Consider the following 17,221-nt stretch of genomic DNA (forward strand, 5'->3'; position numbering starts at 1 on the left):
ATTATTTGCTGTTGATGCTCTTAGTTATTGGTTCAAATAGCACGCACCTGCTTAAAAGTAGCGGTTGATTTTGTGCTACATCCACAGGAGGACTGTTGCTGGCGATCACTTGGAGGCGCTGCGGGTCAGCACCTTGCAAGACCAGGGCATCTCGCACGGTGGCTGCACGCCGGAGCGACAACTGTTGATTTAGAACAACTTCTCCAGTGCGATCGCTGTGCCCAATTATCTTAATACTTTTTTGAGGATGCTGTCTCAAAAAATCTCTGATATTGACAATTGTCTCTTGATATGTTGAGTCGAATTTTGCTGTTCCTGGCTCAAAGTAAATGCGACTTGTAATTTTCAGTGGATCTAATTTAACTGTGCTAATCACTGATTGAACTCCGGGAATTTGCTTAAAAGATTCAGTAATTTTCTGCACATCTGGCTGTTCCATCACTGTTCCTTCTACTGTAACTCGGCGATCGCCATACCGACTTGAAATAGAAACACCCCAGAGTTTGTTTAGAACAGCAGTGATTCGCTGTACCTCAGCCTTTGTCAACACTGGATCGGGAGGTAGCTCGACCGCGACAATTTGATTGTCTAATTTCAAATTTGGTGCCGTTGATGCAGCTATTTGGCCAGCTTTTACCCGTAATTCGGGGTTGGGCAACTTTCCGGTTAACTTCAGAGTTTTGCCTTCAACACTCACATTTAAGCGATAAACCGCTAATTCGGGAGTCGATCCTAAAGCGAAAGTGGTATTATCAGCAAGGCGACGGTCAAGGTTACTGCGGTACTGATAAATTCCCCAAGGTACTACGATTAAGCTTAGCAATGCTAAGCTCAGTCCCGCAAGGGCTAGGGGGGGTTTTGCTAGTGTTTGCTGTTCTGTTGTAAATTTTGCTAATAAACCCAGTAACAGTGGATGCAGGTCATCAGATATGGTACGGGGGTTGCCGTTAAATTGATTGATAGATTTTCCATAATTGATGATAATTGTGCTGACAGTTTCCCGCATTTTTTTGATAAAATTTCGCGGTGGTTCTCCTTTGATTACTGCTGCTAGGTAACAGTATCCGGCTACTTCTAGCATAATCTTGGATTCACCGTATTCAATTTGATTTAGTTCGGAAATTTGTCCTGGTCTCACAATACAATCATTCACAAAGCTGCTAATAGCTGTGAGCATTCCTGCGACCATTTCTGATTCTAGTTGGTAATCTCCTAATTGTTGAGCTTCGGAAATCACTAACCCTGATGCCTTGTGAATTAAGAATACTGCTTGGACGGTAAAAGGTATGGATTCTTGAAGGATTAATTCGGCTTCGGAGACTCCTTGGACTTTGGAGCGAATTTTCCGCTTAACTCCTTCGACGCTGAGGGTGTTTGACACTTTTTCATTGATGGTCTTGATCGCTTCTGCCATGTATTTAGAGATGGTACTGCCAATTACCGGATAGAGTGCATCTACCATTGAATCTCGTTCAAACTCAATTTGGGCTGTAATCGCTTTGCCCATTTCCGGCCCTAGGGCTTGAGCGATCGACTCTTGGTCGAGGCGAATTTGTTCTTTAATTGCCATGCCGATTTCCGGGGCGATCGCCTTAGCAATATCTGCGGGTGAATTCTGGATTTGTTGAGCAAGTGCATCGGGAAGTAATTCAGCGATCGCCGAACTCATGGCTTGCTTATTTTCTTGAGTTTTTGCCCTAATCACTTCGTCAATAATCGGTACGATCGCGTTTACAACTTCTTCCTTAGACTCTGTTATTTTACGGCTGAGAATTTCTGCAATCCAAGGTAGCATCAGAGCAATCAACTCTTGGGGATCGTAAAGTTGGTGCTCCAATTTTCCTAATTTTTCATCGATGGTGGTCATCAGACGGCGCACTGCGGGCAAATCGTTTTCAGCCAACAGATTTTTCACTTGCTCGATATCTGATATTTGCGAGCCGAAAATCAAATTTTGCAGCCTTTTCATCGCGCTGTCGGCTTCATTGAAATCCTGTTTTATTTGTCCCAATATTTCTATCGGCTGCGATATCTGCGTGGGTTCCCCAGCATCTAAATAGGCGATTTCTGGTGCTTCTGAGGTGGCTTGAACAACCGGACGAGCGCCTATTGCTAAGGGTTGTACCTCAGTTTGGGGAGTAGCCCCAGGCTCTAAATTACGATCGCTCTCCTGAGATGTGTGAGCTGGTTGTGAAGCATTTTGAATCGGCGAGGTAGACAAGTCCTGAATCTGGTGCGCTCTCTGCTCTAGCTCCACCTCGCCGATCGCCAAAACATCTATAGTATTAAGTGATGAATAGTCTTTTTCTAGTTCTGAAGTATTCAGTTTTTGAGTAACAAATAGCAAATTTTTAAACTCTTCCAAAAAAGCCAGTGCATCACCAGAATCCGCTTCACCCTCGAAGGTTTCTGGTTTTGCACTTGCTTCAACTTCCTCAGACATACCTAACAAATCTTTCAACCCACCGAGTAGCTGCGTGCGATCGTCTCGATCGCTGCTGTCTAGTTCCGACTCTGGATTTTGTCGGTTTGAACCTGCAATAATTTTGAGTTCTACCAACAGATGCACTAACGGTTCAAGCTGAGCTGTTTCATCGTCAGCAGATTCATCAGGTTTAGAAATCCAACCCTGCAACTCATGTTCGTCAGCCGGATTTTCTTTCTGTGAGGTCATGGGTTGTTAATTATCCGTGATGGTGACGCTCTGGTAACAAAAATTCGTTATTTAGCTTATTATCCGTCACTCCCTTGAGTTCCGGTACAAATTCAGTGCCTTTGAGCCTCATGCCTAGTTCAAACAAAATTTCCGCCATGTCATCTCTGGAAACTTTGACTTCTCTGAGCATGGAAAAACGCCGATCGAGTTCTTCAAAAACTTGTGTTTTTAGAGTGCGAGTTTCTTCAGAGAGTCGCTCTCTAGTTTGGGATACTTCGTCACGAATGGAAGTGGTTTGATTGTCTATCGCCTCGTCCAGCGCTTCTATGCTGCTGGAAAATTTTCGGTTAACGCGATCGATTTGCTGACGGAGGTCTGCGCTTTCTTCTTGGGTATTCAAGGTGATTGATTTGATTTTCTTTTCAAATGAATCAACGGCCGCCCTCATTTCTCCGGAAAGAACTGTTTTTACTTGTTCGATGCGAGCTTGCATATCTTGCTGCATCATCGACAACTCAGAATCTATTTTATCGAAGCGATTATCGTATTCTCTAAGCTGAGCTCCGAAAATTATATCGCGAATCTGGTCAATATTGCCCAGGCGTTCGCGCATTTCTTCTTTAGTTATTTCGGCCATGATTTTACCTCGAATCTCCGAAAAATGTGAATTTGAGAACTGTGCTAGATTTTTTTGCGAAACCGCCAGTCGAGCCATAAAAACTGACTCCAGAGGCGTGTCACCCACTTTTACCCTGATTTGCGACAGTTGTTTGGGACAGTTGCCTGTTTGACATAGGCCCTAGGCTTTGAGACTGCTATACAAATACTAGACAAGTCTAGATATTTGCTTCTTGCTTCATCGGGAGCATGGGAGCGGCTATCCCTGGGCAAGCTTTCACGGTTTAGCCAACCGCGATAAATTAATCGCTGCATTCACATCTCTGTCCATCAAATGACCGCAACTTTCACAGTTGTAAGTCTAAATATCCTGAGATTCAGATTGTTGGGCGCAATCCTGTTACTTCTGGCGATTTGCCATCCTTACCTTGTAGCAAGCTAGTCAAGGGTAGACTTTCCTGAGACGGCAAGGTAGATTTTAATGTCTTTTGTTGACATCTTCTATGATATCGCATCTTGACTGTAGCTTTAGCGACAGCAGCTTATCCACCACTAAAAATCAGCGATCGCGAACACACATCTAATTATTTATCACGTTTAGGCAGAATTATTCAGTACCAATAGCCACTATCTTGACCTATGTCACCATCTGCCCATCTCACCGTCTCCCCCTCTACCTCACTCCCCCTCTACCCCTCTACCCCACCTCAAAACTCCCAGACTCAGTACATGGGGATGGTAGGCACACACCATCCACTACCCCTACAAAATCATCATTTTCTTGATAAATGTACAACCCTGCCCTCTCCCCCTATCTAGCAATCAAGAAGTTTTTCAACCTGGATTTAGTATGAGTGCTACGGCTCAATTTGTACATAAAACTTAACTATTACTTCCCAATCGATCGCCCTCTCAAAAAACTTAGGGTCCGATCGACCACGACCAGACCCAATATGAGAACCTTTGATTTTTTAACAAACGAGGTATATTTCCGATTAAGAACAATTACTTACTAGGGGTTTACAACTTTTGCAGCTTTACTTTTAATCCAAAACCACAATTAGTCAGACTCGACTTTCGTTTAGCTTTACTGCTCGATCGACAGTGTTGCTACATTATGTGTTGTGTTCGGTTAATTTCTGCCACCTTGGGAATTTAGACCGGAGACACCATGTCTATATCCTCGAACTGTGTTTCTAAATATAGCGACCTCCTTTTCCTTTCTGTCCGGTGTCTATTATTAAGTTAGCATGACTTTTCTGGAGGGCCAAGCACAATTTGCAAAACTTGATATGTCTTTACATTACTCATTATAATGATCGTAATATCCATATAGATGTAAGTTCTATTGTTGCTACATCTTTACATACTTAAGTGTTTTGTCATGTCTATTTCTCCTAAGTTTCTGTCCGGTAGCCAAATTCGTCAAACATTCCTGGAATTTTATGCCCAGCGGGGACATCAAATCTTACCCAGCGCCTCCTTAGTGCCAGAAGATCCGACAGTATTGCTGACGATCGCCGGAATGCTACCATTTAAGCCAATATTTCTGGGACAGCGCACTGCCGAATCTCCCCGCGCCACCACATCCCAAAAATGTATCCGCACCAACGACATCGAAAACGTCGGCCGCACCGCCCGTCACCACACATTTTTTGAAATGTTGGGAAACTTCAGCTTCGGCGACTACTTCAAAAAACAAGCCATTGCTTGGGCTTGGGAACTTTCCACCGAAGTCTTCGGTTTAAGCCCAGAAAACTTAGTAGTTAGCGTCTTCCGAGAAGATGACGAAGCCTTTGGGATTTGGCGCGACGACATCGGCATTCCAGCAGAACGGATTCAACGCATGGGAGAAGCCGACAATTTCTGGCAATCAGGTCCCACCGGACCCTGCGGTCCCTGTTCCGAAATATACTACGATTTCCACCCAGAAAGAGGCGACCAGATCGACCTAGAAGACGATACCAGATTTATCGAATTTTACAACCTGGTATTCATGCAGTACAATAAAGATGCAGAAGGAAATTTAACACCGCTGCAAAATCAAAATATTGATACGGGCATGGGATTAGAACGGATGGCGCAAATCCTCCAAAAAGTCCCCAATAATTACGAAACAGATTTGATTTTACCCATCATTCAATCCGCCGCCGAAATTGCCGGAATTGAATACGCAAATAGCGACGAAAAAACCAAAGTTTCGCTGAAAGTAATTGGCGACCACATTCGAGCTGTGGTACACATGATTGCCGATGAAATTCGTGCCTCAAATGTAGGTAGAGGTTACATTTTGCGTCGATTAATTCGCCGGGTAGTACGCCACGGGCGGCTGATTGGGATTGCAGAAGAATTTACGGTGCGAGTGGCAGAAAGTGCGATCGCCCTGAACGAAGCAGCTTATCCCAACGTCCGTCAGCGAGAAGCAGCAATTAAAGCAGAACTAGCAAGGGAAGAAGCTCAGTTTCTCAAGACTTTAGAACGGGGAGAGAAACTGTTATCAGAAATAGTCAAAAAAGCTCTTCTAGAAAAGGCATCTAACCTGGTGGTTGCTGAGGGCGGACAAGATGCCGAACCCACCATACAGATTTCTGGTCAAGATGCTTTCACCCTTTATGATACCTACGGTTTTCCCTTAGAATTGACCCAAGAAATAGCCGAAGAATATGGAATAAGTGTCGATTTAGATGGCTTTGAAACAGCCATGAAGGAACAGCAAACTCGCGCCAAAGATGCCCATCAAACCATTGATTTAACCGTCCAAGGTTCCTTGGATCAATTAGCGGAAACCATCCACAGCACAGAGTTTGTTGGCTATGGGGAATTGTCTAGTTTAGCTAAGGTGGAAGTTATCTTAGTCAACGGCCAATCTGTGACAGAAGCAGTGGCGGGAACCGAGGTACAAGTTGTGTTGAATCGGACACCATTTTATGCTGAATCTGGGGGACAAATTGGGGATAAGGGTTATTTAAACCGCCCCGGCGCAGAGGGAGAAAATTCAGAGAGTTTGTTGGTGAGGATTGAGGATGTCAAAAAAGAGTCTGATTTCTTCGTACATTTCGGGATTGTGGAACGAGGAACCCTGAGAGTTGAGGATAGTGTCACTGCCAAAATTGATAATAGTAGTCGTCGCCGAGTGCAGGCAAATCACACAGCAACTCACTTATTGCAAGCAGCTTTGCGGCAAATTGTCGATGATTCTATTTCCCAAGCCGGTTCCTTGGTATCCTTTGATAGATTGCGATTTGATTTCAATTCTCCACGGGCGGTGACTGTGGCAGAGTTGGAGCAAATTGAGGATAAAATTAATGGTTGGATTGCCGAGGCGCATATTGCCGAAGTTGCAGAAATGCCGATCGCCCAAGCCAGAGAAAAAGGTGCGATCGCCATGTTTGGCGAGAAGTACGGCGATGTCGTGCGAGTGATTGATTTCCCTGGTGTTTCAATGGAATTGTGTGGTGGCACCCACGTCAGCAACACCGCAGAAATTGGGTTATTCAAGATAATTTCCGAAGCTGGTGTAGCATCGGGAGTTCGCAGGATAGAGGCGGTTTCTGGCCAAGCTGTGTTGGACTATTTGAATGTGCGGGATAAGGTAGTGCGCGATTTGGGCGATCGATTTAAGGCCAAACCCGAAGAATTGCCAAATCGCATCACTAATTTGCAGAATGAATTGAAAGATACTCAGAAACAATTGGCTGCTTTGAAGTCGGAATTAGCCATTGCTAAATCTGACCAATTGTTAGCCCAGGCTGAATCCATTGGCGAATTCAAAATCATTGTGGCGCAATTGGGAGATGTGGATACAGAAGCCTTAAAAACTGCCGCAGAAAGGTTACAGCAAAAACTAGGAAATAGTGCAGTAGTTTTGGCCTCTATTCCTGAACCAGACAAAGTGAGTTTGGTAGCAGCTTTTAGTCCAGAAGTCAACAAAAAAGGATTGCAAGCCGGGAAATTTATTGGGGGAATTGCTCAAATTTGTGGTGGAAAAGGTGGCGGGCGGCCGAATTTAGCCCAGGCTGGAGGACGCGATGCAAGTAAGTTAGATTCTGCCTTGCAAAGTGCCCGAAATTTGTTGATTGAAGGGTTAAGTTAAATCAGGTAATTCCTAACAAAACAGCGGGATTTTGGGTCATCATTAAATCTATTTCCCGCTGAGAAATTCCTTCACTCCTTAACTTTTTGACAAACATTTTGTAACCTTCCGTAGGTAAAGGATCGGGTTTTCTCCCCAAATCGGTGCTGAGCACAAAATGCTCCGCACCGATGAGCTTAATCGCGGCCGCCATCTTGGTAATTGAAACATGATGCCAGTTTTTATGTCCGTCATCCGCCGCATTTTCTCCCATCAAATCGTTGACAAATGCGAGTTCTAAGAAAGCTCCCATCTGGGCGGCTGTTTGCATATTTTCTAGGGACAAACCGGGTACATCAGCCATGGCGTGGGTAATCAGGATGTTCTTAATGTTGAGCAAGTGCGATCGCTCCACAACCGCCATCACCTCTTCCGGGCAAATATGACCAGTTTCCAACACCAAATTCTCTCTAGCAACCATCTGCAATACCGCTTCTGTCTCCGGTAAAACCTTGCCATTGTCTGCAACTTTAATCCCCCTTCCCGGCTGGTGAAAAGCCCTCAAATGACAATCAGCATCAACCGTTGGTAGCCACACTACTTTACCATATTTGCCACCGATGCGGTGCATAGCTTCCACCGCTTGAGGATTCATCCCACCGACAGAATGATTGAGAACAACACCTCCAAAAACTTGGATTTCTGGTACTATCTTATTAACCAAAACTGCGCGGGCTGCTGTACTCCCAAAATGATTTTTCAATACCACCGCTTTCATCTTCCCCCTAGCAGCTAATTTAGCCACTTCAAAATCATCAAGTCGGCGGGGAATCACATCAGGAGAAGAATGGATGTGAAAGTCGATCGCACCTTCAATTATGCTCTTTTGTGAATCAGGAAACTGCGGATATCCCACAGCATAGACTGGGAGACAAAACCAATAGCAAAAAATCCAAACTAACATAAAAAAAACAGCTTGCATTCATCCCCTCATCTCTTCTCTCTGCGTTCTCTGCGCCCTCTGTGGTTCAATTCCTCTTAATCCTCTCAAATAAAAGATTTAATCGCATTCGCCAAATCTACGGCATTCTCTTCGTGCGTCCCCAAAGAACCAGGAATCACCCGCGATTCAACACCAGATAATTCCGCTAAAAATTCCATTTCAGCCTTAGATTTAGGAGGCGCATTTTCAGCAATTACAACCATCACCGGCATTGCTAATTGTTGAAACTTATCCGTAAATTCCGATCGCGTTTTTACCGGATCTAAACCACCAGTCACAAAAGCAGCCGAACCATACCGAGCACCTGGTTGCTGCGTAACTAGCCATTTACCGTGAATAAAATCCGCTGTGACTTTAGCCGCATCTGTATAGACATGGCGGCGATACATCAAACTGAGGAAAGAAGGCGCAGTATTCAGTTTGTAGAGAAATTGTCCCACTAAGGGCGATCGTACTAATTCTCTCACAATAGAGTGCCAGCCACTCTGCTGTTTGCTCATCGTCGGCAAAGGCCCGCGCCAAGTTGGTGCCACCAACACAATCTTTGACCAAACATGGGGTTTAGATTGCGCTAATGCCATCACATAACCCGCAGCATGACCCGCTGCAATTACCGCCACAGGACTATTAAAAATTGCCTCCACAAAATCTGTCAAAAATTGATGATATAATGACGGTTCATAGTCCGTCCGCGGGCGAGATGAATCGCCAAAACCAGGCCAATCGACAGTTACAACTTGAAAATTGGGAGACAATAATTCTGCTAAAGGACGCATTTCTGCCCGCGTCGAAACTGTACTGAATGCCGGCAATAACAAGACAGGAGTTCCCTCTCCTGTGGTTTCGTAAACAACTTTAATTGAGGTTTCTTTCCACTGCCAGAGATATTCTTGAACAGTGCCGGGGTAGTTAGCAGAATTAGTTTTTGTTAAATCTGTAGTTTGAGTCATGGCTGTTTAGGTTTTTAATTGGCGGCGACTTGCTGGCTCAATTCACAAGCAAGTGCTTTATTTCTCATCATTTGAAAGATGTTATAAAATCCATTGGCGCGGGAAGGTGTCAGGCTCACATTCAATCCCGTATCTTGAATAAAATCTGGGGTAACGTTAACAATTTCAGCCGGAGTTAAGCCGCTCAAACCTTCCACAAGTAAGCCGACTAATCCTTTGACTAATTGAGCGTCTGAATCGCCTTGAAACAAAACTTTTCCGTCTGTCAAATTTGCAGTAATATACACTTGCGATACGCAGCCAGAAACTTTGTTTTCCGGCAATTTGTCGCCTTCGGGAAATGCTGGGAGTCGTTTAGCATACCACAGCAGTTGTTCGTAGCGCTGTTTCGGGTCGGCGTGTCGCTGAAAGCGCTGGACGATTTTGGCTAGGGCTGGGGGTAGCGCGGTGTTTGCGGACATGATTCACTTGTAGCGGTTTACTTCCTTGATATTATATATTGGTAGTATGGGCGATCGCACGGAAGTAATACTATTTTCCTAAAGTCATACTACAGATGTAGTTCTTAGCCCCCCCTTACTAAGGGGGGGTTGGGGGGGTAGATATGTAGCGCTACTTTATGAAATTGGTATAACTTCGGGCGATCGCGCTTTATTGCTAAAATTAAGTGCGATCGGCTTTAACTCGCTAGGGGCGGCAAACCGCGCAACTGGCGCAGCGAATTGAGACACAGCGGGCAGTCGCAACCAAATAACGCCACCGCTGCATCGCTTTCTTCTTCCGTAAAGTCCAACATCGCAATCGGTTCGTCACCCTGGCGCTGCCAACGAATGGCTACTTTAGAATTGGAAGCCGCAGTTTTTGCCGGAAGCCGAAGGCAAGTCAAGCGCTGAGTGTGGGGTGATTTGACGCAGTTGGGTGCATTAGTCGGCCCGTCTGGAGTTTCGGCGCGAACGGGATTTACCATCACGTTCAAAGACATCAGAAACCCTAGCAGGGTCGGATTTACCAGTAAAGTGAGGAGCAATCTATTCATTTGTTGTCAAGAGATGACTTTCCAGTAATACAGTAGCCCATTATCTCTTTCAATACAACCAACTTTTCCTCCGGCACCAGTACGGTTTACCCTTATAGTCTTGGATGCATCAATACCAAATAAACCGGGTTTTTTACCAAGATTAAAGGCTACAATCCAGTATTTTTTTTTGTAAAAAAACAGATTTATATGGATATATTCCATATAAATTAGTAGAATTTACGTGATTAATATTAATATTAAGATGACTGAGAAGCACTTTGATCGAGAGATAGGTTATTAGGTAGAGTTGGTAAAGGAACATCACCCTCAACAGGAGTGAGAGTTACTTGTGGCTTAGAAGCAGCCTTATTAGCCTTAACAATTTCGGTAATTGCTTCCCACAAATAAGATTGAGTAACACGCTTTTCCTCTTTAGGTTTTTTTTCTCTAGCAGCAGCAACTACAGCTTGAAACACAGCATTTTTAATATCTCTACCTGAAATTTCATCAAATTCTTTAGCTAATTCAGCAAAGTTGACAGAATCGGCTAAAGGAAGTTTGCTCGGTATCTGTGCTTCCCAAATTTTTTCTCTTGCTCCTTCATTAGGTAAATCAAACTGAACTTTCCAGCGAATTCTACTAATAAATGCAGGATCGTAGTTGCGAATTAAGTTAGTAGCAAAAATTACAACACCTTCATAAGCTGATAATTGTTTAATCATCACACTGCGGGTCAAATTAACTGCTGTATCCGTTGATTGAGTAACATTTTCTAGTCGTTTACCCAAGAAAGAATCAGCTTCATCAAAAAATAACACTGCATTATTTTGCGTGGCAAAATCAAAAGCACCTCGAATATTTTTAGGAGTTTCGCCAACATATTTAGACTCTATTTGTTCGTAGGGAACATCTAGTAGTTTGAGGTTTAAAGCATGAGCAACAGCTTCAGCAGTCAGAGTTTTTCCGGTTCCTGGTAGACCGGAAAAATTCACAGAAAGAGCTTTATCTAATTTGTGCTTTTCTGCCATTCCCCACTCTTGATAAATTAAATCTTGATACTCTATTTCAGCCAAGATTAAATCTACTTGATGCTTAGTAGTTTCTGACAAAATTACATCATTTAGCGTATATTTGGCATCTCTCAAATAAAGATTAAAATCTATTTTAGATTTTGAATCCTCATCTTTTTCTGGTTCTTCTTGGGATTTGTTAGCGGTTGGTGGTGAATTTTCGCTTATATCATTAGCGTTTACCGTTTCACCTGCTGCCTTCATAAAAGCATCTAATCTTGGCATATTTGCTATCTTCCTTTATCCTATGAAATTAACTTACAGCTAGAGGAATTAAAAATTTAAAAGATTAATTCCAATTATTTAAAGCATATTTTTTCGCTTGCGATCTGTTTTCAGTAAGTTTGAGTACACTTTTAAGTTCGAGTACAGTTTCAGCATCCAACTCAAAAACGAAAACTTGAGATGGTTTTGCATCAAAATAATTACGGTCCCAAATTTCCATGATTATCTCATCTTGATTTTTCCCAAGATAGAAAATTACATACAAAGTCTCAACAAGCCCAAACTCTGCAATTAAACTCGGTATGATTGTTGTTTCCCAGTTTGGCTTTAATATCTTCTCTAGGAAAACCTCTGGAAGAATATCAGAAATTTTATCCTTATTACCTAATCGATTGTCATCGATAAATAAGGTTATAAATTCCCAATTCTTTCGGTAGATAAAGTTTTTTATCCGACTAATCATTATCATAAAATAGCTAGGACCTAATTGCTTTATTGTCGGCATATTTTTTACATCCTTTTATCTTGTCAAAAATTTAATTCCAATCTTCCAAAACACCTATTTCAGCTTGCGATCGATTTCTCGGAAAATTTCTAGTGGCATATTCTGGTACTCCCTCAATGCTGAAAACTTGAGATTGTTTTGTATTAATATAATTAGGGTCCCAGATTTCCATGATGATTTCATCTCGTTTTCCGCCCAGATAAAAGATGACATACAAAGTGCTACGGCGACCAAACTCTGAAATTAAGAGGGGTTCAATTGAACGTTCCCAAATTGGCTCTAATTTTTCTACGACAATTTCTGGAAAAATTGTTGAGTTTTTTTGTGGTCTTCTAAACATCTCAATGAAGACACCAAAACCTCTCGGTTTATTACCATAGACAGTGACATCTTCAACGCGATCCTGAAATTCTGATGCTTGATCCTGTTTGGGATTTTTTGGTTCAAATCTTGGCATAGTTATTGACTCCTTTGTGAGTTTAATTGGGACTTACGATCTAACCGGGTTTCTTGCAACTAACTATACCTGAAAGCCTAGATTTTTCCTTGATAAACCTGGTTTATCAGGTATTGTTAAGAATGGTGCAAGAGGTGAGTTAATCAATTTGGATAATCAAAGCATTGAAAAATAATTTCTGCTTCATAGGGCTGTAAGGATCTAAGGTGCTATTTACCATTTCTAGAGCTTTACCAAAAGGACTAGCCTCCATTAATTTTACGAAAGGATTATTCGCGAGTTCGGATGGCAGTTCAGGTGGTGCGATCAACTTTAGAAATAACGGAGTAAATAATTCTCTTGCTATTTTTTCCCAACTTTCATATTCTGTTCCTGTTAACTGATTATCCAAAACATAGATTAGTTCTAATTTAGAAGAAGGAACATTAGAAGTAATTTCTAGGTCCCGTTCATCTATTTGAGGAATTTGATAACCTCTTTCAGCATCTTTTGTTTCTGTGTCATAAAGCCAAATTTTCAGATATTCAAAATCACATTCGGGTATAAGACGAGCTCTCCGAAAGATAACTCTCGCGATTAAATCATCAAAAAATCGTTTGATTTGTACACTACTGTCTACTTGACCAGTGCTTGAAGTTTTCCCTGGTACGCCAAATAGTTCGATAGTTGTCAAACTTCCATCCTGTTCAGGAGAACGGAAACCTATTCTCAAAAATACAGTTTCATTGTTAGAAGAACTCGGCATAGTTAACTCCTCTTGAAATTAAGACCAATTTTGTAGTTTTAATCTTTTAGCTTCTGAACGATTAGTAGGTAGTGGGGAATCTTGAGGTGCTTGTTCTAAGACAAAAACTTGAGACGGTTTAGTTGTATAATATACAGGATCCCAGATTTCCATCATTGTTTCCCCAAGCAGCGCACCTGCATATAAAATGACATACAAGGTAGCTACCAAACCAAAGACAGCTATTAAAGCAGTAACAATAACTGTTTCCCAGAGAGCTTTTATTAAATCGACCAACGCATTAATAAAAGCTGCTACTACTCTGCCTAACCACTCAATTAACTGATCGATTAAACTTCCTACCCATGCAAATGTCCTTTGAAAAAAGCCCATAGAATTCTCCTTTATTGGCAAAATGATTAAGATAAAGATAGCCTAGTTACAATTGGATTTTGCATACTAGGTAATTGAGCTTGATCTTCAGCAATTCCCAAAGAAAAAATTAATGACTGATTTTGATAAGTTCTAGGATGAGCAATTTGCAGAAAAGCATCCCGTCCTTCTTGAAAAATTGCAATTATCCAATCAGCAGAATAGCCTAATTGAGAGCGTAACTGAGTTTCGATTTCATCCCAATTATTGTCTAAAAACTGTGCTACGAGAGCTAAATAACGTTGTGTTGCTTCTTTGACATAACCAAAAATTTCTTTGGCTACTGCTACTAAGTTTTCCCATAACCTAGCAAAAGCTCTCGATAACGCTTCAACGATCGCAGCAACTCCATATCCTACTGCTGCACCAACGGCTGCACCAACTAAAATTTCTGTTGCTGCTTGAAAAATAGCGTCCCACATAGTGATTACTCTATGAACAAATGAAATTTATTTTGGCTGACTCCCTGCAAGGATTCCTGATATCATCAAGCTGAATCTTTTCTGATACTAAATCATCTTTCTGAACGCTGCCACATGAAAAGAACTGATTTTCTGCCCTTTTTTGTAACAAAATTTTAAGCAAAGACCAGAAAAAGCCTGATTTTATCGGTTTAGACTAAGCTATAATGGCTAAAATCCATACCTGAGCTGACCTCTATGACTATTACAGAAGTTTTACAAATTGTAGATCAGTTAGTTGAGAAGCAAACCGGAGGACACCTAGATGATTTAGAAAAAGCTGTCGTTAAAGGACTTTGGCAAAGTAAAACTTACAGTGAAATCGCAGATGAGTGTCGATATGATAGTAAAAACTATATTGGAGATGTCAGCCGTAAGTTATTTAAAATTTTATCTAAGCAACTAGGCGAAGATGTTAATAAATCTAATTTTTCGTGGACAATAGAGAGAGTTAAAAATTCTCAGTTTTTTGATTCTCAGTTTTTTGGTTTAGTAAATGGTAATATTAACTGGTGTCCCAATCATCCTAAAGCAGATCAAATTCAATCTATCACTGATGAAGACAAAACAAGCAAAAAGATAGGGTATCAAAATTTAACCCTAGCCCCAAAAATCACCCATTTCTACGGAAGAGAAACTGAACTTCAAACCGTCTCCCACTGGTTAACAGATCAAAATACTCGTCTAATCTCAGTGTTAGGATTACCTGGAATTGGTAAAACGACCTTAGTCAAACAGTTTATTGACCTAAACCTGCAAAATTTTGATGTAGTAGTCTGGAAAAGCATCAAACTCTCCCAGTCTTTAGATAACATTATTACTGAAATTTTAACAGCTATTAATCCTGCACTTATTCAAACTGACAATAAATTCACTCAACTATTCAATCTTTTACGTCAACAAAAATGCTTAATCATCCTTGATGATGTGCAAGAATTGTTTGCCAGCACCCAATTTGCCGGACAATATAAAAGCGAATATAAAGATTATCAAACCCTTTGCACAAAGATGTCAGAAATTGAACATCAAAGCAGTTTAATCTTAATTAGTCAAGAACAATGTCAAGAAATGCTGTGCTTAGATGAAGACTTGTATCCTGTTAAATGCTTAGAATTAGAAGGGGTAGAAAATACCAAAATTCTGAGAAATCAGGGATTAAAAGATGAGGAATCTTGGTCAAAACTGATTAATCTCTATGAAGGTAATCCAGTTTACCTAAAAGATATCGCCAGTTTAATCAAAAATGTTTTTTTGGGTAACGTAGCTGAGTTTTTAGCTGAAGATAGCCTGATTCTCACAGAAGAGATGAAATATCGGTTCAGTGAATTATTCCACCGATTATCCCCCATAGAACAACAGATAGTTTTAGAATTGAGCAAATCCAATCAACCCGTGTCAAGGGAAGATTTAAGACAAGGTTTAGAACTCTCCTCAATGGATTTGATTAATGGCTTACAATCTCTGAATAGGCGGTATTTACTCAAAAGAATTGAACGAGAGAAAGTTTTGTTTAATTTATCTCCCCTTTTCCGCATAAGTTTAAGATTTGTTTCAATTTGATGAAATTTCCACCGCCCAGATCGCAAATTCTTCCTTTTTGGGTAAACTAATTTCAGCAAGGGCGAGTCGAAGCGGTGGAAAGTTTGACCTCAGACACAAAAGGAGGGAGAGATGAGCACAGTTTTAGTTGTAGAAGATTCCCGCAGCCAGCGGGAGTGTATTTCACATCAGTTGAGTTGCAGCGGATTGAATATAATGCAGGCATCTGACGGTGTGGAAGCTCTGGCTCAAATCGAAAAAAAATACCCCGATTTAATACTATTAGATATCGTGATGCCTCGCATGGACGGCTACGGTGTTTGTAGTTTAATTAAAGCTAACCCTGATACTCGGAATATACCGATCGTATTTTTAACAGGGAAGGGACAGCGGTTAGATTTATTTTCGATGGCGATTGAAGGAGCGGATGCTTATGTTACCAAACCTTGGCAGCCGAGGGAACTTTTGGCAACTATCAAAAAAGTGTTGTTCAATGCTAATATTAAGTTCGATCGAGCTTCAGCAGATGCTTGGACGGAATATGGTATTTTAAACTTAAGTACGATCGAACTGTATCAAAGCCGCGCCGATGCTTGGACAAAATATAGCCCCCAAATTCTGAAATTGTACGATGCCAGTTTAGCAGCTTTCGATCAAGCTTTGGCAATTCAACCAAGTCACTCGAATGCGAACAAGTATCGCAACAAAGTGCAGATGATACGCACAATCTTGCTCAAAAAGTTTCAGCAAACCAGACCTTGCAAAATCTGCTATTATTATCATGGCAAGGATGGTATAAATTGTGCATTGCATCCGGGTTGCCGCCCTCAAGAAGTGTGTCGCGATTGGAAATTTAATTAAAAAAAATGAAAACAAATAACCGTGTTTACCTGCGAAAATTACTGCAAGAAAGAAACGAACGCCCTGAAAAAATGGCAGAAATTGATGCTGAAATCAATGCAACTTTTAGCCAAACTCATGCGATTATGGTCATCGATATGTCGGGATTTTCTCGGACAACTGTGCGTTACGGAATTATTCATTTTTTGTCAATGATTCACCGGATGCACGCAATTGTCTATCCTGTAATTGCTGAATATGGCGGCACTGTAGTGAAGGAGGAAGCTGACAATATTTTTGCTGTGTTTCCTGATGTAAAATCGGCTGTGGATGCTGCGAGTGATTCTCTGAAGCATACGGGAGCTGTGAATACTACTCTACCGCCTGAAATGGATATTTATCTGTGCATCGGGATAGGCTACGGTGATGTTTTGATGCTGGAAGGAGAGGATATGTACGGTTCGGAATTTAATCTGGCATCGAAGCTGGGAGAGGATTTGGCGCAACAGGGAGAGATTTTGCTGACTGATTCTGCGTTTGAAAATTTTGAGGGTAAAAAGGAAGATTGGAAAAGGGTGGAATTTTCGATTTCTGGTTTGGAATTGGTGGCCTATCAGCGGGCTTAATTGTTCTAGGTTCTAGATGACCAGG

16 protein-coding genes and 1 pseudogene are annotated in these 17,221 nt (G+C 41.6%); 4 read left to right on the forward strand and 13 right to left on the reverse strand.

Annotated elements, in window-relative coordinates:
- Position 1 precedes the first annotated feature (1 nt).
- From ACBR23_RS12880 to ACBR23_RS12890, 3 genes and pseudogenes are all read right to left on the reverse strand, one after another.
- Positions 2-2,674 carry an OmpA family protein gene (locus ACBR23_RS12880; RefSeq protein WP_371119664.1) on the reverse strand — a complete coding sequence of 891 codons (2,673 nt, stop codon included), beginning with the start codon at positions 2,672-2,674 and terminating at the stop codon, positions 2-4.
- Between the two features lie 10 nt (positions 2,675-2,684).
- Entirely contained in the window at positions 2,685-3,293 is a 609-nt protein-coding gene (locus tag ACBR23_RS12885) for a hypothetical protein (protein ID WP_371119665.1), read from the reverse strand.
- 258 nt (positions 3,294-3,551) lie between these two features.
- Positions 3,552-3,629, reverse strand: a pseudogene (locus ACBR23_RS12890) (zinc ribbon domain-containing protein); the annotation flags it as partial.
- A gap of 1,029 nt (positions 3,630-4,658) precedes the next feature.
- On the opposite strand from ACBR23_RS12890, the gene alaS reads away from it, so the two are divergent.
- Positions 4,659-7,367 carry an alanine--tRNA ligase gene (gene alaS, locus ACBR23_RS12895; RefSeq protein ID WP_371119666.1) on the forward strand — a complete coding sequence of 903 codons (2,709 nt, stop codon included), beginning with the start codon at positions 4,659-4,661 and terminating at the stop codon, positions 7,365-7,367.
- Between the two features lies 1 nt (position 7,368).
- Here alaS and ACBR23_RS12900 read toward each other — a convergent pair whose 3' ends face one another.
- The 10 genes from ACBR23_RS12900 to ACBR23_RS12945 all read right to left on the reverse strand — a co-directional run bounded on the left by ACBR23_RS12900 (position 7,369) and on the right by ACBR23_RS12945 (position 14,152).
- On the reverse strand, positions 7,369-8,328 hold the full coding sequence (locus ACBR23_RS12900; RefSeq protein ID WP_371119667.1) for a DUF6282 family protein: 960 nt from the start codon (positions 8,326-8,328) through the stop codon (positions 7,369-7,371).
- 65 nt (positions 8,329-8,393) lie between these two features.
- A complete protein-coding gene (locus tag ACBR23_RS12905; RefSeq protein WP_371119668.1) occupies positions 8,394-9,299 on the reverse strand; it encodes an alpha/beta fold hydrolase in 906 nt (301 codons plus the stop codon).
- A gap of 14 nt (positions 9,300-9,313) precedes the next feature.
- Positions 9,314-9,760, reverse strand: coding sequence for a SufE family protein (locus ACBR23_RS12910; RefSeq protein ID WP_341738186.1), 447 nt, complete (start codon positions 9,758-9,760; stop codon positions 9,314-9,316).
- A 218-nt stretch (positions 9,761-9,978) separates the two neighbouring features.
- A complete protein-coding gene (locus ACBR23_RS12915; RefSeq protein WP_371118163.1) occupies positions 9,979-10,335 on the reverse strand; it encodes a hypothetical protein in 357 nt (118 codons plus the stop codon).
- Between the two features lie 239 nt (positions 10,336-10,574).
- Positions 10,575-11,612: an ATP-binding protein gene (locus tag ACBR23_RS12920; protein WP_371119669.1), complete on the reverse strand. Its 1,038-nt coding sequence runs from the start codon at positions 11,610-11,612 to the stop codon at positions 10,575-10,577.
- A 64-nt stretch (positions 11,613-11,676) separates the two neighbouring features.
- Positions 11,677-12,117, reverse strand: a complete 441-nt coding sequence (locus ACBR23_RS12925) for a hypothetical protein (protein ID WP_371119670.1) — start codon at positions 12,115-12,117, stop codon at positions 11,677-11,679.
- 31 nt (positions 12,118-12,148) lie between these two features.
- A complete protein-coding gene (locus ACBR23_RS12930; RefSeq protein WP_340521103.1) occupies positions 12,149-12,574 on the reverse strand; it encodes a hypothetical protein in 426 nt (141 codons plus the stop codon).
- Between the two features lie 139 nt (positions 12,575-12,713).
- Positions 12,714-13,319: a hypothetical protein gene (locus ACBR23_RS12935; RefSeq protein WP_371119671.1), complete on the reverse strand. Its 606-nt coding sequence runs from the start codon at positions 13,317-13,319 to the stop codon at positions 12,714-12,716.
- Between the two features lie 18 nt (positions 13,320-13,337).
- Positions 13,338-13,691 carry a hypothetical protein gene (locus ACBR23_RS12940; RefSeq protein ID WP_340521105.1) on the reverse strand — a complete coding sequence of 118 codons (354 nt, stop codon included), beginning with the start codon at positions 13,689-13,691 and terminating at the stop codon, positions 13,338-13,340.
- 26 nt (positions 13,692-13,717) lie between these two features.
- Positions 13,718-14,152: a hypothetical protein gene (locus ACBR23_RS12945; protein ID WP_371119672.1), complete on the reverse strand. Its 435-nt coding sequence runs from the start codon at positions 14,150-14,152 to the stop codon at positions 13,718-13,720.
- A 237-nt stretch (positions 14,153-14,389) separates the two neighbouring features.
- On the opposite strand from ACBR23_RS12945, the gene ACBR23_RS12950 reads away from it, so the two are divergent.
- The 3 genes from ACBR23_RS12950 (at position 14,390) to ACBR23_RS12960 (ending at position 17,196) form a co-directional block, all read left to right on the forward strand.
- Positions 14,390-15,751 carry an NB-ARC domain-containing protein gene (locus ACBR23_RS12950; protein ID WP_371119673.1) on the forward strand — a complete coding sequence of 454 codons (1,362 nt, stop codon included), beginning with the start codon at positions 14,390-14,392 and terminating at the stop codon, positions 15,749-15,751.
- Between the two features lie 111 nt (positions 15,752-15,862).
- A complete protein-coding gene (locus tag ACBR23_RS12955; protein WP_371119674.1) occupies positions 15,863-16,591 on the forward strand; it encodes a PleD family two-component system response regulator in 729 nt (242 codons plus the stop codon).
- Between the two features lie 5 nt (positions 16,592-16,596).
- A complete protein-coding gene (locus ACBR23_RS12960; RefSeq protein ID WP_371119675.1) occupies positions 16,597-17,196 on the forward strand; it encodes an adenylate/guanylate cyclase domain-containing protein in 600 nt (199 codons plus the stop codon).
- Positions 17,197-17,221: the final 25 nt, after the last annotated feature.

It is taken from the genome of Microcoleus sp. (genome assembly GCF_041354475.1).
Taxonomy (GTDB): Bacteria; Cyanobacteriota; Cyanobacteriia; order Cyanobacteriales; family Microcoleaceae; genus Microcoleus.